General features: G+C 74.0%; 22 protein-coding genes. 13 read left to right on the top strand and 9 right to left on the bottom strand.

Translation table 11 applies throughout. The features are described from left to right. Positions 1-50: 50 nt before the first annotated feature. A complete protein-coding gene (gene ku / locus KG111_RS12410; protein WP_205292836.1) occupies positions 51-1,070 on the bottom strand; it encodes a non-homologous end joining protein Ku in 1,020 nt (339 codons plus the stop codon). A 102-nt stretch (positions 1,071-1,172) separates the two neighbouring features. On the opposite strand from ku, the gene ligD (KG111_RS12405) reads away from it, so the two are divergent. Both ligD (KG111_RS12405) and ligD (KG111_RS12400) read left to right on the top strand, forming a co-directional pair. Continuing rightward, the gene (gene ligD, locus KG111_RS12405; RefSeq protein WP_249666117.1) at positions 1,173-2,138 is read left to right on the top strand and encodes a non-homologous end-joining DNA ligase; all 966 of its coding nucleotides are present in this window, start codon (positions 1,173-1,175) and stop codon (positions 2,136-2,138) included. Further along, positions 2,138-3,055 carry a non-homologous end-joining DNA ligase gene (ligD, locus tag KG111_RS12400; RefSeq protein WP_205292838.1) on the top strand — a complete coding sequence of 306 codons (918 nt, stop codon included), beginning with the start codon at positions 2,138-2,140 and terminating at the stop codon, positions 3,053-3,055. The genes ligD (KG111_RS12405) and ligD (KG111_RS12400) overlap by 1 nt, the downstream gene beginning before the upstream one ends. 46 nt (positions 3,056-3,101) lie before the next feature. On the opposite strand, the gene KG111_RS12395 is transcribed toward ligD (KG111_RS12400), so the two are convergent. The 3 genes from KG111_RS12395 to KG111_RS12385 all read right to left on the bottom strand — a co-directional run bounded on the left by KG111_RS12395 (position 3,102) and on the right by KG111_RS12385 (position 4,576). Beyond that, complete coding sequence (locus tag KG111_RS12395) at positions 3,102-3,476, bottom strand: hypothetical protein (protein ID WP_205292839.1); 375 nt, start codon at positions 3,474-3,476, stop codon at positions 3,102-3,104. Positions 3,477-3,551: 75 nt separating this feature from the next. Continuing rightward, complete coding sequence (locus tag KG111_RS12390) at positions 3,552-3,782, bottom strand: DUF3107 domain-containing protein (RefSeq protein WP_205292840.1); 231 nt, start codon at positions 3,780-3,782, stop codon at positions 3,552-3,554. A 134-nt stretch (positions 3,783-3,916) separates the two neighbouring features. Then, positions 3,917-4,576 carry a TetR/AcrR family transcriptional regulator gene (locus tag KG111_RS12385; RefSeq protein ID WP_249666116.1) on the bottom strand — a complete coding sequence of 220 codons (660 nt, stop codon included), beginning with the start codon at positions 4,574-4,576 and terminating at the stop codon, positions 3,917-3,919. A gap of 189 nt (positions 4,577-4,765) precedes the next feature. On the opposite strand from KG111_RS12385, the gene moeZ reads away from it, so the two are divergent. Both moeZ and KG111_RS12375 read left to right on the top strand, forming a co-directional pair. After that, positions 4,766-5,974, top strand: a complete 1,209-nt coding sequence (moeZ, locus tag KG111_RS12380; RefSeq protein ID WP_205292842.1) for an adenylyltransferase/sulfurtransferase MoeZ — start codon at positions 4,766-4,768, stop codon at positions 5,972-5,974. A 223-nt stretch (positions 5,975-6,197) separates the two neighbouring features. Next, the gene (locus tag KG111_RS12375; RefSeq protein WP_249666115.1) at positions 6,198-6,497 is read left to right on the top strand and encodes an MGMT family protein; all 300 of its coding nucleotides are present in this window, start codon (positions 6,198-6,200) and stop codon (positions 6,495-6,497) included. 51 nt (positions 6,498-6,548) lie between these two features. Here KG111_RS12375 and tpx read toward each other — a convergent pair whose 3' ends face one another. After that, complete coding sequence (tpx, locus tag KG111_RS12370; RefSeq protein WP_205292844.1) at positions 6,549-7,040, bottom strand: thiol peroxidase; 492 nt, start codon at positions 7,038-7,040, stop codon at positions 6,549-6,551. Positions 7,041-7,120: 80 nt separating this feature from the next. Next, positions 7,121-9,676, bottom strand: coding sequence for an SCO7613 C-terminal domain-containing membrane protein (locus KG111_RS12365; RefSeq protein WP_205292845.1), 2,556 nt, complete (start codon positions 9,674-9,676; stop codon positions 7,121-7,123). 116 nt (positions 9,677-9,792) lie between these two features. Between KG111_RS12365 and KG111_RS12360 the strand changes: the two genes are divergently transcribed. From KG111_RS12360 to nudC, 4 genes are all read left to right on the top strand, one after another. Then, on the top strand, positions 9,793-10,197 hold the full coding sequence (locus tag KG111_RS12360) for a cupin domain-containing protein (protein ID WP_205292846.1): 405 nt from the start codon (positions 9,793-9,795) through the stop codon (positions 10,195-10,197). 64 nt (positions 10,198-10,261) lie between these two features. Then, the gene (locus tag KG111_RS12355) at positions 10,262-13,513 is read left to right on the top strand and encodes an ATP-dependent helicase (RefSeq protein ID WP_249666114.1); all 3,252 of its coding nucleotides are present in this window, start codon (positions 10,262-10,264) and stop codon (positions 13,511-13,513) included. Next, positions 13,510-16,773, top strand: a complete 3,264-nt coding sequence (locus tag KG111_RS12350; RefSeq protein ID WP_205292847.1) for an ATP-dependent DNA helicase — start codon at positions 13,510-13,512, stop codon at positions 16,771-16,773. The genes KG111_RS12355 and KG111_RS12350 overlap by 4 nt, the downstream gene beginning before the upstream one ends. After that, positions 16,770-17,687, top strand: a complete 918-nt coding sequence (gene nudC, locus KG111_RS12345) for an NAD(+) diphosphatase (protein WP_205292848.1) — start codon at positions 16,770-16,772, stop codon at positions 17,685-17,687. Before KG111_RS12350 ends, nudC begins: the two co-directional genes overlap by 4 nt. Positions 17,688-17,714: 27 nt before the next feature. Here nudC and KG111_RS12340 read toward each other — a convergent pair whose 3' ends face one another. Together KG111_RS12340 and KG111_RS12335 are read right to left on the bottom strand one after the other, a co-directional pair. After that, positions 17,715-17,969 carry a mycoredoxin gene (locus tag KG111_RS12340; protein WP_205292849.1) on the bottom strand — a complete coding sequence of 85 codons (255 nt, stop codon included), beginning with the start codon at positions 17,967-17,969 and terminating at the stop codon, positions 17,715-17,717. A 132-nt stretch (positions 17,970-18,101) separates the two neighbouring features. After that, entirely contained in the window at positions 18,102-18,647 is a 546-nt protein-coding gene (locus tag KG111_RS12335; protein ID WP_249666113.1) for a glycine cleavage system transcriptional repressor, read from the bottom strand. 133 nt (positions 18,648-18,780) lie between these two features. On the opposite strand from KG111_RS12335, the gene KG111_RS12330 reads away from it, so the two are divergent. The 5 genes from KG111_RS12330 (at position 18,781) to KG111_RS12310 (ending at position 22,287) form a co-directional block, all read left to right on the top strand. After that, positions 18,781-20,850 (top strand): ATP-dependent helicase, encoded by a 2,070-nt coding sequence (locus KG111_RS12330; RefSeq protein WP_205292851.1) that lies wholly within the window; start codon positions 18,781-18,783, stop codon positions 20,848-20,850. Between the two features lie 164 nt (positions 20,851-21,014). After that, complete coding sequence (locus KG111_RS12325) at positions 21,015-21,293, top strand: hypothetical protein (protein WP_205292852.1); 279 nt, start codon at positions 21,015-21,017, stop codon at positions 21,291-21,293. Positions 21,294-21,444: 151 nt separating this feature from the next. After that, positions 21,445-21,711: a WhiB family transcriptional regulator gene (locus KG111_RS12320; RefSeq protein ID WP_205292853.1), complete on the top strand. Its 267-nt coding sequence runs from the start codon at positions 21,445-21,447 to the stop codon at positions 21,709-21,711. 129 nt (positions 21,712-21,840) lie between these two features. Further along, positions 21,841-21,999: a putative WhiB-interacting protein gene (locus KG111_RS12315; RefSeq protein ID WP_205292870.1), complete on the top strand. Its 159-nt coding sequence runs from the start codon at positions 21,841-21,843 to the stop codon at positions 21,997-21,999. A gap of 123 nt (positions 22,000-22,122) precedes the next feature. Beyond that, on the top strand, positions 22,123-22,287 hold the full coding sequence (locus tag KG111_RS12310; protein ID WP_205292871.1) for a hypothetical protein: 165 nt from the start codon (positions 22,123-22,125) through the stop codon (positions 22,285-22,287). Positions 22,288-22,305: 18 nt separating this feature from the next. On the opposite strand, the gene KG111_RS12305 is transcribed toward KG111_RS12310, so the two are convergent. Beyond that, positions 22,306-23,229, bottom strand: coding sequence for a hypothetical protein (locus KG111_RS12305; protein WP_205292854.1), 924 nt, complete (start codon positions 23,227-23,229; stop codon positions 22,306-22,308). Positions 23,230-23,246: the final 17 nt, after the last annotated feature.

Genomic DNA, 23,246 nt, shown 5'->3' with positions numbered 1-23,246 from the left:
GACCTCCGGCGTACGCCGCTCCGACCGCGCCGGATCGGGCCGGGTCGGGCTCAGCTGGCCTTGCGGGCCGCGGTCTTCTTCGCGGCGCTCTTCTTCGCCGTCGTGCTCTTCTTGGCGGCGGCCTTCTTGGTCGTGCTCTTGCCCGACCCGCCCGAGGAGTCCTTCTTGGCGGCCGACTTCTTCGTCGCGGTCTTCTTGGCGGCGCTCTTCTTCGCCGTCGAGCCGCTGCCCTTCGACCCGCTGCCCTTCGAGCCGGAGCCGTCGTTCTCGTCGGGGGTGGACTCGCCGCGCGAGGTCTTCGCCGCCTCCACCGAGCGCTGCAGTGCTGCGAGCAGGTCGACGACCTCGCCGCCGGACTTCGTCGAGGTCTCGGTGCGCTTGACCTCGCCGCCCTCGATCTTGGTCTTCACCATCGCCTCGACGGCCTCGGCGTAGTCGTCCTCGAACTCGCTGGGGTCGAAGTCCCCGGCGAGGGTCTCGATGAGCATCTTCGCCATCTTGACCTCGGCGTCCTTGACCTCGCCGGACTCCACGGTGAAGTCGGGGACGCGGATCTCGTCGGGCCACATCATCGTCTGCAGCACGATCACGTCGCCGTTCTCGGTCGGGCGAACCCTCAGCACGGCGGTGGTGGTGCGCTGGCGCAGTGCGACGGTGACGACCGCCATCCGGTTGGCGTCCAGCAGCGCCTGGCGCAGCAGCGCGTACGGCTTCGCGGCGCTGCCCTCCGGCTCGAGGTAGTAGGACTTCTCGAACAGCATCGGGTCGATCTGGTCGGCCGGGACGAACTTCTCCACCGCGATCTCGCGCGAGGAGGTGGTCGGCAGGTTCGCGAGGTCCTCGTCGTCGAGGACGACCATCTCGCCGTCCTCGGTCTCGTAGCCCTTGGCGATGTCGGAGTAGGGCACCTCCTCGCCGTCGATCGAGCAGATGCGCTGGTACTTGATCCGGCCGCCGTCCTTGGCGTGGACCTGGCGGAACGAGACGTCGTGGCTCTCGGTGGCGCTGTAGAGCTTGACGGGCACGCTGACGAGGCCGAAGGAGACCGCGCCCTTCCAGATCGCACGCATGTGACTCACCCTACGTGGGGGCGCCAGTGCGGATCGAGGGTCGAGATCACGGTGCGGGGCCGGATGCCGGCCCGGTGCGCAGCGGCCGGGCATGATGTCGGGGTGAGCGACCTGCTGCCGATGCTGGCCACGCCGGGCACGCACGTCCCGCCCGGCGAGGAGTGGTGCCACGAGGTGAAGTGGGACGGGGTGCGCGCCCTGGCCACGATCACCGCCGGCGAGGTGGCGCTGCGCAGCCGCAACGGCAACTCCATCACGCCGGCGTGGCCCGAGCTGACCACGCCGCCGCCGGTGGGCTCCGACACCGTCGTGGACGGCGAGATCATCGCACTCAACGAGCGCGGCGTGCCGGACTTCCGGGTGCTGATGGACCGGATGCACGTGCGCAAGGCCGCGACCGTGGCCCGCCTGGCCCGGCGCGTGCCCGCCACGTTCATGGTCTTCGACGTGCTCCGGCTCGCGGGCACGGACCTGTGCGACCTGCCGCTGACCGAGCGCCGGCGTCGCCTCGCCGACCTCGACCTGGCCGGGTCCGGCTGGCAGGTCCCCGTCGAGTACGACGACGGCCCGATGCTCTTCGACGCCACTCGCGCCCAGGGTCTGGAGGGCATCGTCTCCAAGCGCCGCGACTCGCCGTACCGCCCGGGCGTGCGCAGCCCGCACTGGTTGAAGTTCGCGCACCGGCACCGCGGCTCGTACGTGGTCGGTGGCTGGCGCCCGCAGACCGGTACCAGCGACCGGCTGGCGGCGTTGCTGGTCGGCGAGGTCACCGGCGAGGGCCTGCGCTACCGCGGCCGGGTGGGCAGCGGCATCGGGGCGAAGCAGACCCGCCTGCTCACCGAGCTGCTCGCCCCGCTGCACCGTGGCGCCAGCCCGTTCGCCGACGAGGTGCCGCGCATCGACGCCACCGGCTGCACGTGGGTGGAGCCGGTGGTCGTGGTCGACGTGGACACCCACGGCAGCGGCTACGAGCGGCTGCGCCAGCCCTCCTTCCAGGGGGTGCGCTCCGACCTTTCCCCCGACGACCTCGCGCCGGACGCTGCCGCCGCGGACGGGGGAGCGGACTGATGGCACGCCCGCAGCAGCCGGGCACCGAGGTGCACGTCGACGTCGAGGGCCGCACCCTGCGGCTGACGAACCTGGAGAAGGTGCTGTTCCCCGCCACCGGCACCACGAAGGGGGAGGTGCTGGACTACTACGCCCGGATCGCGCCGGTGCTGCTGCCGCACCTGGGCTCTCGGCCGGTGACGCGGATCAGGTGGCCGCACGGGGTGGGGGAGTCCAGCTTCTTCGAGAAGAACGTTCCGGCCGGAGCCCCGGGGTGGGTGCGCACCGCCGAGGTGCCCACCACCGGCAGCCGCGGCCCGAGCCGCAACGGCGACACCATCGTGTTCCCCGTCGTCGACACGCTGCCCACCTTGGTCTGGGCGGTGAACCTGGCCGCGCTCGAGCTGCACGTGCACCAGTGGACGGTCGACGACGCCGGCGCCCCGCAAGGTGCCGACCGCGTCGTGATCGACCTGGACCCCGGCGAGCCCGCAGGGCTGCACGAGTGCTGCCAGGTCGCGCTGTGGGTGCGCGAGACCCTCGCCGAGCACGGACTGGAGGCGCTGCCGGTGACCAGCGGCAGCAAGGGGCTGCACCTCTACGCCCGGCTGCCCGAGCCCCGCGACCCCGAGGAGACCACGGCGCTGGCCAAGGAGGTCGCCGAGGGCCTGCAGGCCGAGCACGGCGACCTGGTCACCGCCACGATGACCAAGGCGCGCCGCCGCGGCAAGGTGTTCCTCGACTGGTCGCAGAACGCCGGGTCGAAGACGACCGTGGCGCCGTACTCGCTGCGTGCCACGCCACGGCCCCAGGTCGCCACGCCGCTGACGTGGGAGGAGGTCGAGGCGGGGGCCCACGACCCGCTCGCCCTGGAGCAGTTCACCCCGGCGCAGGTGCTGGACCGGGTCGCCGAGCTCGGCGACCTCTTCGCGCACTGAGCGTGCGTGCTGGGCGTTCCGGAGCGGACCGTCCCAGGCAGCGGTGTCAGGCGCGGCCGCGCCGCCGCATGTTGTAGACGTCGAACTGCGCCACGGTCCCGGCCGGGTCACCGCCGGAGCCGACCGCGCTGGCCAGCTGCTCGGGCGCGGTGGCGTGGTCGGCCTCGTCGAGGGTGGCATCGATGAGCAGCTGGATGGCCGGGTCCGGGGTGTCCACCCGCATCGCGGTCGGCTCGATCCGCCAGCCCTCGCCGCCCAGCTCGCTGAACAGCCCCATCAGGGTGGTGTTCTTCTCCGCGGCGACGCCCTCGAAGCCGTCCGCGGCCTCGATCAGGTAGACCGGCCGGGTGACGGCCTGCGCGGCAGCGTCGTACAGCGGCACCCACAGGCGCGCGTACTCGTAGGTCCGCGTTCGGCTCACGGGCTCAGTGTAGGCACCCGCGCCGACGACGCACCTGCGTGCGACGCCGGCGCCGGGTGCGACCCGCGAGGGGCCTCAGCTGCGGAAGCCGACCTGCCCGGCGACGCTGCGGCCGATCTCGACGTAGGCGAGGTTGGCGATCGGGACCACGGTGACCTTGCCCTTGGTGTCGGTCAGGGTCAGCACACCGTCGTCCTGGCCGAGCGCTTCGCGGACCAGGCCCGCGACGGACTCGTTGGACTCGTCGGTCTCGATGACGAGCTCCCGGGCGGTGTTCTGCACACCGATCTTGACCTCGACGGTCATGGTGGTTCTCCTCGTGTCTGCCTCGGCGTCTCAGCGCGGCCGAGGGGACCCGGCCGCCGTGGTCAGCCTAGTCACGCCCCCTGACGAGTGGCCCGACGGTCGGCCCGAGCCGGCCCGACGGCCGGGGCCCGGGCTCAGCCGTCGGCGTGCTCGTCGCTCAGCGGGTAGCCGCGGATGCCGCGCCAGGCCAGCCCGGAGACCAGTGCCGCAGCCTCCTCCCGGGTCAGGCCGGAGGCGCCGTTGTCGGTGTCGGCCAGCCAGAACCGCGCGCTGACCTGGCCCATGCCGACCAAGGAGACGGCGAGCAGCCGCGCGGCCGGGGCGGGCAGGCCGGCGTCGTCGCGGATCACCGCGGCGATCATGTCGGCGCACTCGGCGGTGACCCGGTCGACGTGGTCGCGCACCGCCTGCTCGCTGGTCAGGTCGGACTCGAAGACCAGGCGGAAGGCGCCCGTGTCGTGCGCCACGTAGGCGTAGAAGGCGTCGATCGCCGCGGCCACGCGCCGCTTGTTGTCGTGGGTGGACTCCAGGGCGGCGCGGCAGCTGGCGATGATCGAGTCGCAGGCGGCGTCCAGGATGGCCAGGTAGAGCTCGAGCTTGCCGGGGAAGTGCTGGTAGAGCACGGGCTTGGAGACGCCTGCGCGCTCGGCGATGTCGTCCATGGCGGCGGCGTGGTAGCCCTGCGCGACGAAGACCTCCAGCGCCGCGGAGAGCAGCTGTGCCCGTCGCTCGCGCCGCGGCAGGCGTACGCCGCGTGCGGGGTTCTCGTCCGAGTTGAGCTGCTGACTTGCCACGTCCCGAACACTACTCGCTGGTAGGCCCGGGTCCCGGCACAGCCCGGTCCGGATGACGGGACGCGGCGCGGAGGGCGTGAGGGGCACGGGGACCATGGAGATACCGGGAACAGTTCGCCCGTCGGTGGCGTTGGACCCGGTGACCCCGCGGTGTGAGCCCCGGGGCAGACGACAACGAGGAGTTACGACGTGAGCTTTCCCGCGCTGGTCGAGCCGGCTGCCGAGCTGACCATCGACGAGGTCCGCCGCTACAGCCGCCACCTGATCATCCCCGACGTGGCGATGGACGGGCAGAAGCGGCTGAAGAACGCCAAGGTCCTCGTCATCGGCGCGGGTGGCCTGGGCAGCCCGGCGCTGCTCTACCTCGCCGCCGCCGGTGTCGGCACGCTCGGCATCGTCGAGTTCGACGAGGTCGACGAGTCCAACCTGCAGCGTCAGGTGATCCACGGCCAGTCCGACGTGGGCCGGCCGAAGGCGGTCTCCGCGCAGGAGTCGATCGCCGAGATCAACCCGCTGGTGAACGTGATCGTGCACAACGAGCGTCTCGACAACGACAACGTGCGCGAGATCTTCTCCGGCTACGACCTGATCGTCGACGGCACCGACAACTTCGCCACCCGCTACATGGTCAACGACGCGGCGTACTTCCTGGGGATCCCGTACGTGTGGGGCTCCATCTACCGCTTCGACGGCCAGGCCTCGGTGTTCGCGCCGACGATGGCCGACGACGCCCCCTGCTACCGCTGCCTCTACCCGGAGCCGCCGCCGCCGGGCATGGTCCCCTCCTGCGCCGAGGGTGGCGTGCTGGGTGTGCTGTGCGCCCAGATCGGCTCCATCCAGGTCAACGAGGCCATCAAGGTGCTCATCGGCGCCGGCGAGCCGGCCATCGGCAAGCTCGTCATCTACGACGCACTCGAGCTGGAGTGGCGCAAGCTGAAGGTCCGCAAGGACCCCAACTGCGCGCTGTGCGGCGAGAACCCGACGGTCACCGACCTGATCGACTACGAGTCGTTCTGCGGCGCGATCTCTGAGGAGGCCGCCGACGCCGCCGCCGACGCCACGATCAGCGTCACCCAGCTCGACGCGATGCTCAAGGAGCGCGAGGAGGGCAGCCGCGACTTCGTGCTCGTCGACGTCCGCGAGCCCGCCGAGGCCGAGATCAACCACATCCCGGGCGCGGTGCTGATCCCCAAGGGCGAGTTCCTCAACGGCAACGCGCTGTCCCAGCTGCCCAGCGTCGACTCCGGGAAGCAGGTCGTGCTGCACTGCAAGTCGGGCGTGCGCTCTGCGGAGTGCCTGGCCGTCGTCAAGGGCGCCGGGTACGACGACGCGGTCCACGTGGGTGGCGGCGTGGTGGCCTGGGTCAACCAGATCGACCCCAGCCAGCCCAGCTACTGAGCCGGGCCGGCAGCGCCGACGGGCGCCGAGCTGTCGTAACCAGCCCGCCGCCGGTTCGTTGAACTCCTAGCGCCGGCTGGCACGCCCCGCCTGCGCCCTGCGACTCGACATGCGTCTACCGCACGAGGGAGCAACTGAGAGCCCCGTCCGCACCGGACGGGGCTCTCGGCGCGTGTGCGGCCGGACGCGGCCGGACGCCGGGGCCGCGTGTTGAATGGCGCCCGTGGACGAGACGTACGTCGAGAGCCTGCTCGACCTGGTCGAGCAGGTCCCGCCCGGCCGGGTGACGACGTACGGCGCCCTGGCGGCCGTGCTCGGCGGTGGCCCGCGTCGCGTCGGCACCGCGCTGGCCCGGCACGGCGCACCGGTGCCGTGGTGGCGGGTCGTGCGTGCCGACGGCTCGCTGCCGCCCAGCCACGGCGAACGCGCCCGGGCCCACTACCGCGCGGAGGGCACGCCGCTGCGCGCCAGCGGTGCCTTGGACATGCCGCGGGCGTTCTGGGACCCCGCCACCGACGACTGAGCCCCGGGGACCGTGGGGTCCCCGGGGCTCGTGGGTCGGTGTGACGCGGGGTCAGCCGAGCGCGGCGACCGCCGCGTCGTAGTCCGGCTCGGTGGCGATCTCGGGCACCAGCTCGGTGTAGACGACCTTGCCGTCGGCGTCGACGACGACCACCGAGCGGGCCAGCAGGCCCTCGAACTTGCCGTCGACCATCTTCACGCCGTAGTCGGTGCCGAACGAGGAGCGGAACGCCGAGGCGGAGGTGACGTCCTCGATGCCCTCGGCGCCGCAGAACCGGGCCTGCGCGAACGGCAGGTCAGCCGAGACGTTGATGACGACGGTGTTCTCCAGGCCGGCGGCCAGCGCGTTGAACTTGCGCACGCTCTCCGCGCACACGCCGGTGTCGACGCTGGGGAAGATGTTGAGCACCGCACGCGAGCCCTCGGGCAGCGTGACGGTGGCGAAGTCGGAGCCGACCAGCTCGAACGCGGGAGCGGCGGAGCCGACCGCGGGGAGCTCGCCGACGGTGTTGACGGGGTTGCCCCCGAGTGCAGTGGTAGCCATGGGGTTTGTCTAGCAGGTCTGGCGTGACGTGGTGTCACGGGAGGGGCAACACCACGTCACGCCGGGTGCACGCCGGGTGCTCAGCGCAGCCGGCCCAGCCGGCCCGCAGCCCGACGGACCTCGTCGAGGCGGCGCTCCCAGGTGATGCCGACGACGGTCAGCAGCGCCCCGGCCAGGCCGATCCACACCCACTTCGGCACCTCGCCGGCGTAGGGACCCAGCTCCCGCAGCACCAGGGCCGCCCCGATGCCGGCGCCGACCGCCAGCGGCGCGCTCCAGCGCAGCGCCGCGCCGCCCACGGTGAGCGCCAGGCATGCCGCGCCCAGCGCCAGGGCCCGCAGCGAGACCGGGTCCGCCAGCACCCACAGCAGCGACGGCACGGTGCCCACCAGCAGGCCCGGCAGCAGTGCCTGGAGGGTGCCGGTGGCCGCGGACACGTGCAGCCGCCACGCGCCCAGGCCCAGCAGGGCGGCGGCCAGCGGCAACGTGTAGGCCTCGGGGGCGGTGACCTCCAGGTCCACCAGGCGCACCCAGCACGCCAGCAGCAGCAGCGCGCCGCCGGCCCAGCCGCAGTCGCGACGATGCGGGTGGATCACGGCCGCTGCGGCCAGGACCGAGCCCGCCACCGTCAGCCACAGCGCCACGAACCCGCCCAGGTCCGTCACGGCCGGCAACGAGATGGGCAGCCAGAGCACCGCCACCACCGCGGCGGGCAGCTCGACGGTGGGTCGCGCCAACGCCAGCGCCAGCACGCCGAGGGCCACGAGGACGGGGATCGCCAACCAGGCTGTGCTCGCGCCGGTGGTGAGGATCGCGCCCGTGGTCGCCATCGCCAGCAGCGGCGCGGCTGCGACACTGCCGGCCGCGGTCGCGCCCCGGGGGTCGGCGGTGGCCAGGACCAGCGCCAGCACCGTGGCCGCACCGGCCACGAGCATCGTCAGCGGAGCGCTGGGCAGCGCCGCGACGCCTGCCGCGCCCGCCAGCGTGACGGCCAGCCACGCGCTCGCGTCCGCCGTCGGGCCGCGCCGGCCCAGTGCCACGGCGCCCGTGCCGAGCGCCACGCACAGGAGCACCGTGACGGGCAGCGCCAGCGCCACGTCGTACGACGCGAGGGTGGCGGCGGCGCCCAGGCCGGCCACGACGCCGGCGGCGCCGAGCCACCCGGCGCGCTGAGACGGCCGGCGCCCCGTGGTGACGAGTGCGGTCCAGGCCACCACGACGAGCAGGGAGGGCACCAGCAGCAACGGCTCGGCCACCGGCTCCGGACCGCGCAGCGTGATGCCCAGGTCGCGCTCCAACAGCACGCCGATCGCGGCCCAGCGGTCCAGAGCGAGCAGGGCCGTCCACGACCCCAGCACCAGCAGCACCAGGTTGCCCATGGCGGACGGAGCCAGCGCCACCCCGCGCCACGGCGCCGGCAGCACGGCGAGCGCGACCACCCACGCCGCCGTGACGGCCAGCGCGACGATGCCGAGCACACCCAGGCCCTCGTCGAGGCTGGGTGCGGTGAGCACGCCGGTGAGGACCAGGGCCGCGCCGCTGGCGCCTGCGACCAGCAGGTCCCGGCGGGCCAGCAGCGCTCCCGGCGCCAGCAGCGCGGCGCCGCTCAGCAGCAGCGACCACCCGGAGCCGTCGATCCAGAGCTCGTGCAGCGTGGGCTCGGCCACCACTCGGAACCCGGCCACCGCGGCACCGAGCGTCCAGCAGAACGCGGCCACCGCGACCTGGCACCGGCCCAGCAGCGGCATCGCGAGACGCCGCGCCCCGAGGAACGCCACGACACCCCACGCCGTCAGCACGTGGCTCGGCGCCAACCAGTCACCGCTCACCCGCACCGCTCCCAGGTAGGCCACCAGCACGGCGACGGCAGCGACCACCTGCGGAGCGGACAGCCGCGACCCTCGCGGCGGACGCACCAGGCTCAGACCGAGGCCTGCGAGGGCCACCACGACACCGCTGGCCAGGGCGGTGCCGCCGGGGCCGATGTCGCCCAACCAGCCGGCGGCACCCGCCCCGGTCAGGTCGAGCCCGAGCAGGCCGAGCGAGACCACCGACAGCGACTCCGCCGCGATCCGGAGGCCGGCGCGCTGCAGGCCCAGCGCGCCCGCACCGCTCAGGACGGTGAAGCCCGCCAGGACCGCCGTACGGCCGCCGACGCCGAGCGTCGACCAGGAGACCGCGAGGAACACGGCCGCGGCGACCAGCAGGCACAGCGCTCCGAGGCCGAGCAGGATCTTGGGCACCGACGTCATCGCCACGCCCGTGCGGGCGGGCGGGGCGGGCACTGCGGCCGGGGGTGCGGCCGGGGGTGCGGACGGGGGTGCGGACGGGGGTGCGGACGGCGGTGTGGGCGGCCCGCTCGGCGTCGCGGCGACCGGGCCCGCGACACCCCCGGCGGCGGGAGAGGTGCGGGCCGACGCGGCGGCGGGCACGGAGGCGCGGGCGAGGGCGCCGGAGTGGAAGGCGTCGCTCGCCGTGCGCAGCTCACCGAGCAGGGTGTCGGCGCGCCGCAGTGTGCGGAACAGGTCGACGGCGAGCGGGTGGCGCACCAGCAGCCGGCAGGTCGGGCAGACCGGCACTCCGCTGGCGATCGGGGAGCGGCACTCGGGGCACACGGCGGGATCGGCGTATCTCATGAGGCCATCAAGCCGGACCGCGCGCGTCGGCAGCAGCGGGTGTGCACTCAACCGCACTGAGTACCGGTACTCAGCCGATGCCTGCCGCCGTCGTCCCACCCCGGCAGACTTGGCGCATGTTGCGACCTGCGCGTGCCGTGGAGCTGGGCCTCGAGCCGCACCCCGAGGGTGGTTGGTACCGACAGACCTGGGCCTCGCCCGTCACCGTGACCCTGCCCGACGGCCGGGTGCGGCCCACCGCGACCCTGATCTACTTCCTGCTGCCGGCCGGCGAGAGCTCCGCCTGGCACCGGGTGCGCTCCGACGAGACCTGGCTGGCCCACGAGGGCACGGTCACCGTCGAGCTCGGCGGCCGCGGAGCGGTGCCCGAGCCGGGGGACCGGCTGGTCGTCGGGCCCGAGTCGCCCCAGGGCCTGGTGCCCGCCGACGTGTGGCAGCGCACCCTGGTCAGCGACCGCGACGCGCTCGTCAGCTGCCTGGTCTCGCCGGGCTTCGACTTCGCCGACTTCACCCTCGTGTGAGGCCGCGACACCCGCAGCGGCACCACCCGACGGTTCCGTCGGGTCGTCGTGATGAGGTGAGCGCGTGGAAAAGCCCAGCCCCCAGGTGAGCTACCGGTTCGCGCCCGCGCCGTCCGGTGCGGCGGTGCCGCGGCTCGACGAGCACCAGCGCCGGGTGGTGGAGCACCCCGGTGGGCCGTTGCTGGTGCTGGCGGGTCCGGGCACCGGCAAGACCACGACGCTGGTGGAGGCCATCGTCGAGCGGATCGAGGAGCGCGGTGCCCACCCCGACGAGGTGCTCGCGCTCACCTTCTCGCGCAAGGCCGCCGACCAGCTCCGCGACCGGATCAGCGCCCGCCTGGGCCGCACCACCGGTGCGCAGCTGAGCTCGACCTTCCACTCCTTCGCCTACGCACTGGTCCGTCGCTATGCGCCGACCGAGCTCTACGAGGCGCCCCTGCGGCTGCTGTCGGCCCCCGAGCAGGACGTGGTGCTGCGCGAGCTGCTCGCCGACCACCCCGAGTCGGTGCGCTGGCCGGAGCGGTTCCACCGCGCCCGGCAGACCCGGGGATTCGCCCGCGAGGTGCACGCGGTGCTCGCCCGCGCCCGGGAGAAGGGCATGGACGGCCACGAGCTGCGCGAGCTCGGCGAGGCCGAGGGCATCGAGGAGTACGTCGCCGCCGGACTCTTCCTCGAGCAGTACCTCGACTCCCTGGACAGCCTCGGCGCCACCGACTACGCCGACCTCATCCGGCGCGCGGTGATCGAGGCGCAGGTGCACCGCGACGAGCTGCGGCAGCAGTTCCGGCACGTCTTCGTCGACGAGTACCAGGACACCGACCCCGGCCAGGTGGCGCTGCTGCAGGCGATCGCCGGCGGCGGGCGCGACCTGGTCGCGGTCGGCGACCCGCACCAGTCCATCTACGCCTTCCGCGGCGCCGAGGTCCGCGGCATCCTCGAGTTCCCCACCCAATTCCCGCACGCCGACGGCCGTCCCGGCGACGTGGTCGCGCTGCGGACCACCCGGCGCTTCGGCCCCCGCATCCTGACCGCCGCGCAGCGTGTCGCCGGCCGGATCGGGCTGCCGGGAACCATCCCCGCCGGCGCCCGCGAGGCCTTCCTGTCCCCGGACTGCGCGCCCGGACCGCACGGCGCCGGCCGGGTCGAGGTGCTCACCTTCGACACCGAGCGCGCGGAGGCCGACCACCTCGCCGACATCCTGCGCCGCGCCCACCTCGAGCAGGGCATCGGCTGGGACGAGATGGCGGTGCTGGTGCGCTCGGGCCGGGCCAGCATCGGCGGCCTGCGCCGTGCCCTCGGTGCGGCCGGGGTGCCGGTCGAGGTCGCCAGCGACGAGGTGCCGCTGGTGCGCGACCCCGCCGTGCTGCCGCTCCTGGAGGCCATGCGCGCCGCGGTGAACCTGGAGGTCAGCGATCACGCCGATGTCGGGTTCGTCGACGCCGGACGAGCCGAGGCCCTGCTCACGGGGCCGCTCGGCGGTCTCGACGCCGGCGACGTACGTCGTCTCGCCCGTGCCCTGCGCGCCCGGGAGAAGGACGCCGCCCAGGTCCACGGTGGCACCCCGCGCAGCTCGCGCGAGCTGATCCGGCTCGCTGTCGTCGACGCCGGCCATCTCGACGGCCTCACCGGGGGGATCGAGGTCGAGCGGGCCCGCGCCCTGGCGGCGCTGCTGGCCCGCGCCCGGGCGCAGGTCGAGGCCGGTGTCAGCGCCGAGGACCTGCTGTGGACCCTGTGGTCGGGCACCGGGTGGCCACACCGGCTGCGCCGGTCGGTGGAGACGGGCGGTGGCGCTGCCCGCCGGGCGCACCGCGACCTGGACTCGGTGTGCGCGCTCTTCGACGTCGCCGCCCGGGTGTCCGAGCGCCGCGAGCACCTCGCCGTCGCCGCGTTCCTCGACACCCTGGTGCAGCAGGAGATCCCCGCCGACACGCTCGCCGACCGTGGCGCGCGCGGTGCCGCCGTGCGGCTGCTCACCGCGCACCGCAGCAAGGGCCTGGAGTGGCGCCTGGTGGTGGTCGCGCACGTGCAGGACGGCGGGTGGCCGGACCTGCGCCGCCGTGCCACGCTGCTGCAGGCGGATCGGATCGGGTCCGGCGTCGTGGTGCCCGCGGTGACCGCGCGCGAGCTGCTCGCCGAGGAGCGTCGGCTGTTCTACGTGGCCTGCACCCGCGCCCGAGAGCGGCTGTTCGTGACGGCGGTGGCCTCACCCGACGACGACGGCGAGCAGCCGTCGCGGTTCCTCGAGGAGATCGTGCCTGACCGCGACCACATCCGCGCGGTCTCCGGACGCCCGCCGCGGCCGCTGTCGCTGCCCGGCCTGGTCGCCGAGCTGCGGCGCACGGTCGCCGACCCCGAGGCACCTGAGCCGCTGCGGCAGGCCGCCGCCACCCGGCTCGCCCGTCTCGCTGCGGAGCGGGCCGGGCGCCGCCCGCTCGTCCCCGCCGCCGACCCCGCGACGTGGTGGGGCACCCGCGCCCGCAGCGAGTCGGAGGCGCCGCTGCGCGAGCCCGACAAGCCCGTGCCGATCTCGGCCAGCGTCCTCGATGCGATCGCGGCCTGCCCGACGCGGTGGTTCCTGGAGAAGGAGGCCGGCGGCGTGGTGCGCAGCCACCAGTCGGCCAACATCGGCCAGCTCGTGCACGCTCTCGCCGAGCGCGTCGCCGACGGCTCCGCCGAGCCCGACCTGGACGCGCTGATGACCGAGGTCGACCGGGTGTGGGACCGCCTCGACTTCCGCACGCCGTGGTCCAAGGAGCGCGAGCACCGGCGCGTGCAGGCCGCCCTGGCCCGGTTCCTCGCCTGGCACGAGCGCAACCCGCGCCGGCTGCTGGCCACCGAGGCCCGGTTCTCCGCCGTCATCGCCATGGACGACGGCGCCCAGGTGCGGATCAACGGCTACGCCGACCGCGTGGAGCTCGACGGGGACGGCCGGGTGGTCGTGGTCGACCTCAAGACCGGCCGCAACAAGCCCAGCGGGCCTGCCGTGCGCGACCACGTCCAGCTCGCGCTCTACCAGCTCGCCGTCGACGCCGGCGCCCTCGACCGACCCGACGAGGACCTCACCGGCCTGACCTCCGGCGGCGCGGAGCTGATCCAGCTCGGCCTCGAGGACGGCGCCGCCGACGTGGTCCGGCAGGAGCAGGCGGCACACACCGCGGACGGTCCCGAGCGCACCGCGCTGCGCGAGCGGATCGCCTCGGTCGCCCGGCTGTTGCGGGAGGAGACCTTCCCCGCCGTCGCCGGCGACCAGTGCCGTGACTGCGGCTTCGTCGCGCTGTGCCCGGTGCGCAGCCCCGGATCGGTGGTGGAACGATGACCCGGCCCGAGGACCAGGACCAGCTGTTCCCTACCTCCGCCCCGGCCGAGGGGCCCGACGTCGTCCGCACGCGTGAGATCCGCACCCCCGAGGAGCTCCAGCGCGCGATGCGCGCGAAGTTCCCACCGAGCCCCGAGCAGTGGCGCGCCATCACGGCCCCGCTCTCACCGGTGGTGGTGATCGCCGGCGCCGGCTCCGGCAAGACCACCCTGATGGCAGCCCGCGTCGTCTACCTCGTCCTCACCGGCCAGGTGCGTCCCGAGGAGATCCTCGGGCTCACCTTCACCACCAAGGCCGCCGCCGAGCTGCGCCAACGCATCCGCAAGGTGCTCAGCGACGCCGGCGCCCTCGACCTCAAGCACACCGCCGACGACGAGGAGGTCCTCGAGCCGACGGTGGCCACCTACAACGCCTACGCCGCCGGGCTGCTGGTCGACCACGGCCTGCGGATCGGCCACGAGCCCGACACCCGGGTGATCACCGACGCCGCCCGCTACCAGCTGGGCGCCCGCGCCGTGGACCGCTACGACGGTCCGGTCGAGAAGCTCTCCGACCACCCGCCGACCGTCATCCAGAACCTGCTCACCCTCGACGGGTCGATGAGCGAGCACCTCGTCACGCCCGCCCGGGTCCTGGCGTTCGACGCCGAGGAGCGCCGCTCGTTCGAGCGCGCCCTCGCAGCCGAGGCCGCCGAGAAGAACCGCAAGACCTACGTCGACGCGGTCCGCAAGGCGATCGACGTGATCGACCGGCGCGCCGAGCTGATGGGGCTGGTGGCGTCGTACCGGAGGCTCAAGTCGGACCTGGGGCTGATGGACTTCAGCGACCAGATCGCGCTCGCAGCGAGGCTGGCCAGCGAGCAGCCCGAGGTCGGCCGGATCGAGCGCGAGCGGTTCAAGGTGGTGCTGCTCGACGAGTATCAGGACACCTCGGTCGCGCAGGCCACGTTGCTGTCCCGGCTCTTCGGCGAAGGCCACCCGGTGATGGCGGTCGGCGACCCCAACCAGGCCATCTACGGCTGGCGCGGCGCCTCGGTCTCCAACATCATCAACTTCCCCGACGTGTTCCCCACCGCCGACGGCAGCGCCGTGCCGGTGCTGCCGCTGACGGTCAACCGGCGCTCCGACACCCGCATCCTCGACGTCGCCAACGCCCTGGCCGCCCCGCTCATGGAGACCTACGGTGACAAGGTCGCGATGCTGCAGCACGGCTCGAGCGCGCCGGGCGCGGTGCGCGTCAAGGTCTTCGAGACGAACCGAGACGAGCTGGCCTGGCTCGCCGAGCAGGTCCGTGCCACCCACGACGGCGGCACGTCGTGGGCCGAGATCGCCGTGCTCAGCCGGGACAACCAGCACGGCGAGGCCGTCTTCGACGCGCTCACCGCAGCCGGCATCCCCGTGGAGATCGTCGGGCTCTCCGGCCTGGTCCGGCTGCCGGAGGTCGCCACCGTGGTGGCCACGCTGAAGCTCGTGCAGGACGTCACCGACAACGCCTCCCTGCTCAGCCTGCTCGCCGGGCCGCGCTGGGCGGTCGGTCCGCGCGACCTGCGGCTGCTGGCGGAGCGGGCGTTCGCGCTCGCCGGTCGCAGCGGTCGTGACGACGCCTCCGCGACGCTGCACGAGCAGCTCGTGGCGATCGCCGACGGCATCGACCCCGCCGAGATCCCGTGCCTCGACGACGCGCTGGCCGATCCGGGGGAGGCGCCGTACTCGCCGGAGGCGCTGGAGCGGTTCGGTCTGTTGCGCGACGAGCTGCGGATGCTGCGTGCGGCGGTGGGCGAGCCGCTGCTCGACCTGGTCCGCCGCATCGTCGACGTGACCGGCGTCGACGTCGAGCTCGCCGCCGCGGTGAGCGAGGCGGCGCCGGCCCGACGGGAGAACCTCGACCTGTTCGTCAAGGCGGTCGCGGACTTCCAGGCCGTGGACGGCGACGTGTCCCTGCCGGCACTGATCGCGTGGCTGACCGCCGAGGACGAGGCCGGCAACGGCCTGGAGGTCGCCACTCCCTCGGAGGCCGACTCGGTCAAGCTGCTCACCGTGCACCGCTCGAAGGGCCTGGAGTGGGCCACCGTGTTCTGCGTCGGTGTGGGGGAGAGCCGATTCCCCAGCACCCAGGGCCGCTCGCTGTGGACCTCCTCGCCGTGCGTGCTGCCGGCTCCGCTGCGTGGCGACGCGGCGGACCTGCCGCAGCTGGCCGGGCACGACAAGGCGGCGCTGGACGCCTACCGCGCCGACACCAAGGCGCACGAGGCGCAGGAGGAGCTGCGCCTCGGCTACGTCGCCTTCACCCGGCCCGCGCACGAGCTGTGGGTGACCTCGTTCCTCTGGGGCAACCGGAAGAGCGCCTACGGTCCGTCGTCCTTCCAGGCCACCATCCGCGAGCTCTGCGAGCGCTGGGAGGAGCCGGTGGAGTGGCGGGACAAGCCGGAGAGGGGTGCGGCCAACCCGCTGGACGCCGAGGACCCGTCCCGGCCGTGGCCGGTGCCCGGCATCGGCGCTGAGACCGCCCGCCGGCTCGAGGCCGCGGCGCGGGTGCGGGCCGCCGACCCAGACGCCGCGGACCCCGAGCTCGACATCGTCGAGGCCGCCCGCGTGGCGGACTGGGACCAGGAGATCGAGCGGCTGCTCACCGAGGCCCGCGCGGAGCGCAGCGCGGAGATCCAGGTGGCGCTGCCGCCGTCGCTGTCGGCGACCGCGCTGGCCCGGCTGCGCGACGCCCCCGACGAGTTCGCCCGCGAGCTGGCCCGCCCGATGCCCAAGCCGCCGGCCCCGGCGGCGCGGTTCGGGACCCGGTTCCACGCCTGGGTGGAGACCCGGTTCGGCCAGCAGGGACTGTTCGACCCCGACGAGCTCGCCGGGCGCGGCGACGCGGGGATCGAGGACGACGCCGACCTCAAGGAGCTCATCGCCGCCTTCGAGGACGGTCCGTTCGGCTCGCGGGTGCCCGCCGCGGTCGAGGCGCCGTTCTCGCTGGTGCTGCACCACCCCGACGGTGGCCAGCAGGTGGTGCGCGGCCGCATCGACGCCGTGTACGACGAGCCCGACGGCTCCGTGCTGGTCGTGGACTGGAAGACCGGCGACCGCCAGGACGCCGAGCCGCTCCAGCTCGCGCTCTACCGGCTCGCCTGGGCGGAGCTGCACGGCCTCGACCTCGCCCGGGTCAGGGCAGCGTTCTACTACGTGCGGACCGGTCGGCTCGTGGTGCACGACGACCTGCCCGGCCGTGAGGGCGTGGAGTCGTTGCTTAGTCTCGGCCCGTGACCTACCCGCACGAGCGTCTGGCCGCCGACCCGCACGACCGGCTCGGGCTGCTGCGCGACGACGACACGGCGCTGCAGGCACGCCTGGCCGACGAGGGCAGCCGGGTACTGGTCGTCGCGGGCACCAGGGTGCGCTCCAGCCCCGAGGGCCTGGAGTGGGTGCGCCCCGAGGAGGCACCCGAGGGCGTGCGGGTGCTGCTCGGCGAGCGCGACGGCACCACCTGGTGGGCGGTCATCGCCGACGCCGCGCTGGCCCGCGACGAGGACGCGGACGGGGCCTGGCTGCCGCTGCGCGGCCTGCTGCCCCTGCTCGGCGGCGACGGCGCCCGGCAGGCGCCGCTGGCCTTCCACGCCCTCGGGCTGGCCGAGTGGCACTGGGCGCACCGGTTCTGCCCCCGCTGCGGCGGCGCGCTGTCCGCGCGGGCCGCCGGACATGAGCTCGTCTGCGCCGATTGCGGCAAGGTGCAGTTCCCCCGCTCCGACCCCGCGGTGATCATGCTGATCACCGCCGGCGAGCCCGGCAGCGAGGACGAGCGCTGCCTGCTCGGCCGCCATCCCGCATGGCCCGAGGGCCGGTTCTCCACGCTCGCCGGGTTCTGCGAGCCGGGGGAGTCGCTGGAGGACGCCGTACGCCGCGAGGTCGCCGAGGAGACGGCGGTCGTCGTCGGGGAGGTCACCTACTTCGGCAACCAGCCGTGGCCGCTGCCGGCCAGCCTCATGCTCGGCTTCCACGGCCGGGCGCTGAGCGAGGAGATCCGGCTCGAGGACGACGACGTGGTCGAGGCCGGGTGGTACACCCGCGAGCAGATCCGCCGCGCCACCCACGAGGGCACGCTGGTGCTGCCCGGCGGTGTCTCGATCAGCCGCTCGCTCATCGAGCACTGGTACGGCGAGGACCTGCCCGGCAGCTGGTGACGCGGCCGGGAACGGCCGCGGGTGGGTTCAGCCGGCGAGCTCGGCGAGCTTCGCCTTGACCTGCGCGATCGAGGGGTTGGTCTGCGCGGTGCCGTCGGCGAAGACGAGGGTGGGCACGGTCTGGTTGCCGTTGTTGGCCGACTCGACGATCGAGGCGGCCTCGGGCTGCTGCTCGATGTCGACGATGTCGAAGGTGATGCCCTCGCGGTCCAGCTGGCTCTTGAGCCGGTGGCAGTAGCCGCACCAGGGGGTGGTGTACATGGTGAAGGTGCCGGCGGTCATCGGGGACTTCCTCTCTCGGGCTGCGCTGGGCGCCGCGCGCCCGGCGGAAACGGCTCCGCGGGTGCGATCGGCACTGGGACCCACCGTACGCGGCCGGGGGGCGCGCGGTGTCAGCCGAGGGTCAGCCGAGGGTCAGCCGAGAGTCAGGTCGACCTGGATCTCGCCGGCGAGGAGCTCCAGTGCAGCGGTGGCAGCGTGCACGTCCACGTCAGAGGGCCCGTGCGCCTCCACGGTGGCCTCGAACAGCACACCGCCGGCCATCGGCGCCTGGAGCGTGCGGCTGGTGAACCGGTCGACGCTCAGCCCGTGCCGGTTCAGCGCCGCGGTGATGTCGCGGACGATGCCGGGACGGTCGTTGCCGAGCACGGTGAACGTCATCGAGGCGGACTGGACGGCCTCGGCGCCGGCCGTGGAGCCGGTCGCGCCGGTGGTGGCGCTCGGCGCGGTGCCCTGGTGCGGTACGACGCGGAGCAGGCCCTCGAGGCCGCCGAGCGCCGCGAGGAGGGCGTCGACGCGGTCCGCGGGCACCGAGACGAGCACGATCCCGGCGAAGGCGCCGGCGAGCTCGGCGAGCTCGCTGCGCTCCCAGTTGCCGCCGTGCTCGGCGACTGTGTCGGCGAGCGTCTCGACGAGGCCGGCGCGGTCGTCTCCGACGACGGTGAGGACGAGGTGGGCCACGACGCTCACCTTAGGCCGCGTCGCCGGCGTGGCAGGGCTGGGGAGGGGCGCAGCTTGTGTCGTCGCACCCGTCTAGGGTCGGGACCGGCCGGAACCGCCGTGCCGTCGTAGTCGAAGGAGCACTGTTCCCCGCATGTCGTCGCAGGCCATCGAGAGCCTCCTGTCCGCGCTCGACCCCGAGCAGCGCAAGGTCGCCGAGACGTTGCGCGGACCGGTGCGGGTGCTCGCCGGTGCCGGCACCGGCAAGACCCGGGCGATCACCCACCGCATCGCGCACGGTGTGGCGGCCGGTGTCTACGTGCCCTCGGAGGTCCTGGCCGTCACGTTCACCACTCGCGCGGCGGGCGAGCTGCGCCAGCGGTTGCGCACGCTGGGCGCGCCCGGGGTGCAGGCCCGGACGTTCCACAGCGCGGCGCTGCGCCAGCTGCGCTACTTCTGGCCGCACGTGCACGGCACCGAGCTGCCCGAGCTGACGGAGTCGAAGATCCCGATGCTGGCGGTGGCGTGCCGCAACATCGGGGTCCGCGCCGACCAGGCGCTGCTGCGTGACCTGGCCTCCGAGATCGAGTGGGCCAAGGTGAGCAACGTCGGCGCGGACGTCTACGCGCGCCTGGCCCCGGCGAAGGGCCGCAGCATCGACGGGCACGGCCACGACGACGTCGCCCGGGTCTTCGCCGCCTACGAGGACGTCAAGCGCGACCAGGGCCGGATGGACATGGAGGACGTCCTGCTGCTGACCGCCGGCGTGCTCGCCGCCGACGAGCGGGTCGCCGCGCAGGTGCGCCGGCAGTACAAGTGGTTCGTCGTCGACGAGTTCCAAGACGTCTCGCCCCTGCAGTCGGCGCTTCTCGACCTCTGGCTGGGCGGGCGCGACGAGATCTGCGTGGTCGGTGACCCCGCCCAGACGATCTACTCCTTCGCCGGTGCCGACGCCGACTACCTGCGCGACTTCGCCGCCAAGCACCCCGGCACCACCTCGATCGAGCTGGTGCGCAACTACCGCTCCAGCCCGCAGATCGTCGACGTCGCCAACCGGCTGCTCGCCGGCACCCCCAGCGCCGGGGTGCAGCTGCGCTCCCAGCAGCCGACGGGCTCGGCGGTGCGCTACGTGGGCGAGTCCGACGAGGTCGCGGAGGCGGCCGCGGTCGCGGACCGGATCGCGCGGCTGCACCGGGCCGGGACGCCGTACGGCGAGATGGCGGTGCTGTTCCGGATCAACGCCCAGTCGGAGACGTTCGAGGACGCCCTCACCGACCGCCAGATCCCGTACGTGGTGCGCGGCGCGGCGCGGTTCTTCGACCGGCGCGAGGTCCGCGAGGCGGTCACCAGGCTGCGTGGCGCCGCGCGCAGTGGCGAGGCCGACGAGGGTCCGTGGCTGGAGGTGGTCCGCGGCGTGCTCGGGGCGATGGGCTGGACCGCGACCCCGCCGACCAGCCGCGGCCAGGTCCGCGACCGGTGGGAGTCGTTCCAGGCACTGGTCGACCAGGCCGACGAGTTCGCCAAGGAGCGCGGCGCCGAGGCGTCGGTGGCCGCCTTCGTGGAGGACCTGGAGCGCCGCGCCTCCGAGCAGCACGCCCCGACCGCCGACGGCGTCACCCTGGCCACCTTCCACGCCGCGAAGGGCCTGGAGTGGGACGCGGTGTTCTGCTGCGGCGTCCAGGACGGGACGATCCCGTTCGTCTACGCGAGCAAGGAGGGCGCGCCGCCCGGTGCGGTGGAGGAGGAGCGTCGCCTGCTCTACGTCGGCATGACGCGTGCGAGGCGCGAGCTGCAGGTCTCGTGGGCCGCGGCCCGCAACCCGGGGCAGGCGCAGCGGCGCCAGCCCTCCCGCTTCCTGGTCCCGATGCTGCCGGAGTCGCAGCGGCCCGCGGCCGACCGGCGCCCCACCCGGGTCGCCCGCTGCCGTGAGTGCCTGCAACCGCTCGGCACGGCCGCGGAGAAGAAGCGCGGTCGCTGCGCCCACCACCCCTCCCGCTACGACGAGGCGCTGTTCGAGCGCCTCAAGGCGTGGCGGCTGGAGGCGGCCCGCGACGAGGACGGCAAGCCGCTGCCGGCGTACGTCGTGTTCACCAACGCCACGCTCGAGCTGATCGCCGAGCACAAGCCGGCCACGCTCGCGGCGCTCGCCAAGATCAACGGCGTCGGCAAGGCCAAGATCGACAAGTACGGCGAGGCCGTCCTCGCCGTCGTCGCCGACTCCTGAGCCCGCTCGAGCGCCCCTGGACACGGCGGCACCGAGGTCCGCAAGAAAACCTCGATAAATCATTTGCGCCCGTTCTCGACGGCCCACTACGGTCGTGTGACACAACTCGCGCAGCACAGTCCTGACAAGACTGGCGCCTGATGCCTCGGAGAGGAGGTGGCCCGATGAACAACCTGATGCTCACCACGACGATGCCGGTCGGCTGGCAGCTCCTGCCCACCGCAGACGTCTGCGCCACCGCCTTCCCGGCCGCTCTCCCGACCGTCGCGTCGCAGGGCATCGCCGTGCGTGCGGCCGCCCCGGAGGCGGCCGTGGCTGCGTTCGCCGCAGCCGGCGGAGCGGTGGCCTCCGACGCCGAGCGCAAGCGCGCCATCGCCGGCAACCGGCGCACGGCTCACGCCGCCCGCGTCGACGGGACCCCTGCCTGGAGTCCATCGAGCTAGGACACCCAGCTCGTCAGCCTCCAGGCCGCGGAACCCGAACAGACCGGGATCCGCGGCCTTTCTGCTTCTCCCCACGAGAGCGCGAGGTCGCCGGTCCCACCAGGAGAACCGACCAACGCGATCAGGTCTTGTGAAGAGGAGGTGAAAGCAGATGACGACCAGCGTTCTGGAACCGACGCTGAGCGAGCTTCTGCCGTGCAGGTTGAACGATGCCGAGCTGTGGTTCGCGGAGTCGCCCTCGGACGTCGAGTCGGCGAAGGCGCTGTGCGGGGACTGCCCCGTGCGGCAGCTGTGCCTGAGCGGCGCCTTGGAGCGGCGTGAGCCGTGGGGCGTGTGGGGCGGCGAGCTGTTCCTGGCCGGCGCCGTGATCCCGCGCAAGCGGCCCCGGGGCCGCCCGCGCAAGCACGCGGCCGCCTGAGCCACACCGGTATCAGCCCTGCACCACCCGCAGCACCACGGCCGGCCCTGCGCGGCCGGCACCCGGCGACCGCCGGGACGAGGACACCCCTATCGAGAACTACCGAGAACGGACACCATGATGGATCCCTTGCTGAACGAACAACTGGCCCGCGCACGGATGTCCGAGCGCCTGGGAGAGGCGCAGCAGCTGCGCGCGGCCGGCTCGATGACCCGCGCCCGCCGCTTGAGCCGCAAGGCCGAGCGTGCCGCGCTGCAGGCTCGTCTCGCCCTCGCACGCGCTCTGTGAGGTCCGGCCGCGGACCTCGCGCCGACCTCGTCGCGAGGACACCCTGATCGCGGGTGAGGAGGGGGCCGGGACCGACCACGTCGGTCCCGGCCCCCTTCGCCGTCTCGTGGCTAGGGTGGCGGGGTGAGCATCACGTGCGACTTCTGTGGTCGCACCGTCGCGGGCGACACGGTGCCGCTGACCTGGAGCACCGCCACCGAGCGGGGCCGGCGGCGCCTGTTCTGCGAGGAGTGCTCGCGCGAGCACCTGCGGGCGATGGAGGCCAAGCTCGACAGCGACTGGTGGTAGCAGCCCGGTGGGAGCCGCTCAGGGCAGGTCGATGAACTCGTCCCAGGAGCAGCCGCACTCGGGGTGACGCCCCCAGCGCGTGGACCGCGGGCCGTCGCCGGGGCCGACATCGACCGTCGCCGACCAGGTGCTCGGCTCGTCGCCCTCCACGTAGCGCGTCACGTCCCGCACCGCCCACGCCAGCACCAGCGCCTCGAGCACCGGGTCCTGCGGGGGCGGCTGCTCCCGGGCGATGCTCGCGGCCTGCGCCACCAGCAGCGACCGCCGTACGTCGCGCACCGACTCGTGGGCGTCCACGCAGCGCAGGCAGGCGGTCAGGCCGGGCTGCACGAACGGGCCCAGCCGGCGCGCGGCTCCCGAGCCGTGCACCGCCACGTGGGGCACGCATGCGCGCACGAGCGGGTCGAGCACCGCCCGGTCCAGGGCGCCGCCGGCGACGACCACGTGCACGTCCGCGTCGGGGTCGCCGGCGCCTGCGACGCGCAGCCCCGCCCGGCCCATCAGCTCGGCGAGCGTGGCGCGGGTGGCGGGGTCGGCGTGCACGGCGACCAGGGCCGCAGCGCGCGCGGCGCGGCGTCGTACGGCGTCCGGGCCGTACTGCGCGCGCAGCAGCCCCAGCACGGGGTCGGTGCCGCGCTCGTGCCGGGACACCTCGACGAGCAGCCCGGCCCGGGCGAGCCGGGCCAGCGCGTCGGCGACCTGCACGGCCTCAGGGGCGCCAGCGTCCGCTCCAGGCTCACCGGGCTCACCGGGCTCACCAGGGGCACCAGGGGCGGTCAGCCCGCCCGGGCGGCCGAGGGCGCGCAGCAGGGAGCGCACCGCGGGGGAGTCCGGCAGGCGCACCACGGGGGAGTCGAGCCCGACCTGCACCACCCGGGCGTCCCGGGACAGCACCGGCACCCCGGGACGCAGGGACAGGTGCGGGGTCCCGGTCGTCGCCATGGCCTCAGCGTGCCACT

Source organism: Nocardioides faecalis, assembly GCF_018388425.1.
In the GTDB taxonomy this organism is placed as follows: Bacteria; Actinomycetota; Actinomycetes; order Propionibacteriales; family Nocardioidaceae; genus Nocardioides; species Nocardioides faecalis.
This window is presented reverse-complemented; position numbering and strand designations above follow the sequence as displayed.

Coding starts and splice junctions, on each gene's coding strand:
- KG111_RS12365 (WP_205292845.1), bottom strand. CDS start 9,676: ATGAGATACGCCGATCCCGCCGTGTGCCCCGAGTGCCGCTCCCCGATC.
- KG111_RS12360 (WP_205292846.1), top strand. CDS start 9,793: ATGTTGCGACCTGCGCGTGCCGTGGAGCTGGGCCTCGAGCCGCACCCC.
- KG111_RS12320 (WP_205292853.1), top strand. CDS start 21,445: ATGACGACCAGCGTTCTGGAACCGACGCTGAGCGAGCTTCTGCCGTGC.
- KG111_RS12325 (WP_205292852.1), top strand. CDS start 21,015: ATGAACAACCTGATGCTCACCACGACGATGCCGGTCGGCTGGCAGCTC.
- ku (WP_205292836.1), bottom strand. CDS start 1,070: ATGCGTGCGATCTGGAAGGGCGCGGTCTCCTTCGGCCTCGTCAGCGTG.
- KG111_RS12340 (WP_205292849.1), bottom strand. CDS start 17,969: ATGACCGCCGGCACCTTCACCATGTACACCACCCCCTGGTGCGGCTAC.
- KG111_RS12390 (WP_205292840.1), bottom strand. CDS start 3,782: ATGACCGTCGAGGTCAAGATCGGTGTGCAGAACACCGCCCGGGAGCTC.
- KG111_RS12330 (WP_205292851.1), top strand. CDS start 18,781: ATGTCGTCGCAGGCCATCGAGAGCCTCCTGTCCGCGCTCGACCCCGAG.
- KG111_RS12305 (WP_205292854.1), bottom strand. CDS start 23,229: ATGGCGACGACCGGGACCCCGCACCTGTCCCTGCGTCCCGGGGTGCCG.
- KG111_RS12350 (WP_205292847.1), top strand. CDS start 13,510: ATGACCCGGCCCGAGGACCAGGACCAGCTGTTCCCTACCTCCGCCCCG.
- ligD (WP_205292838.1), top strand. CDS start 2,138: ATGGCACGCCCGCAGCAGCCGGGCACCGAGGTGCACGTCGACGTCGAG.
- tpx (WP_205292844.1), bottom strand. CDS start 7,040: ATGGCTACCACTGCACTCGGGGGCAACCCCGTCAACACCGTCGGCGAG.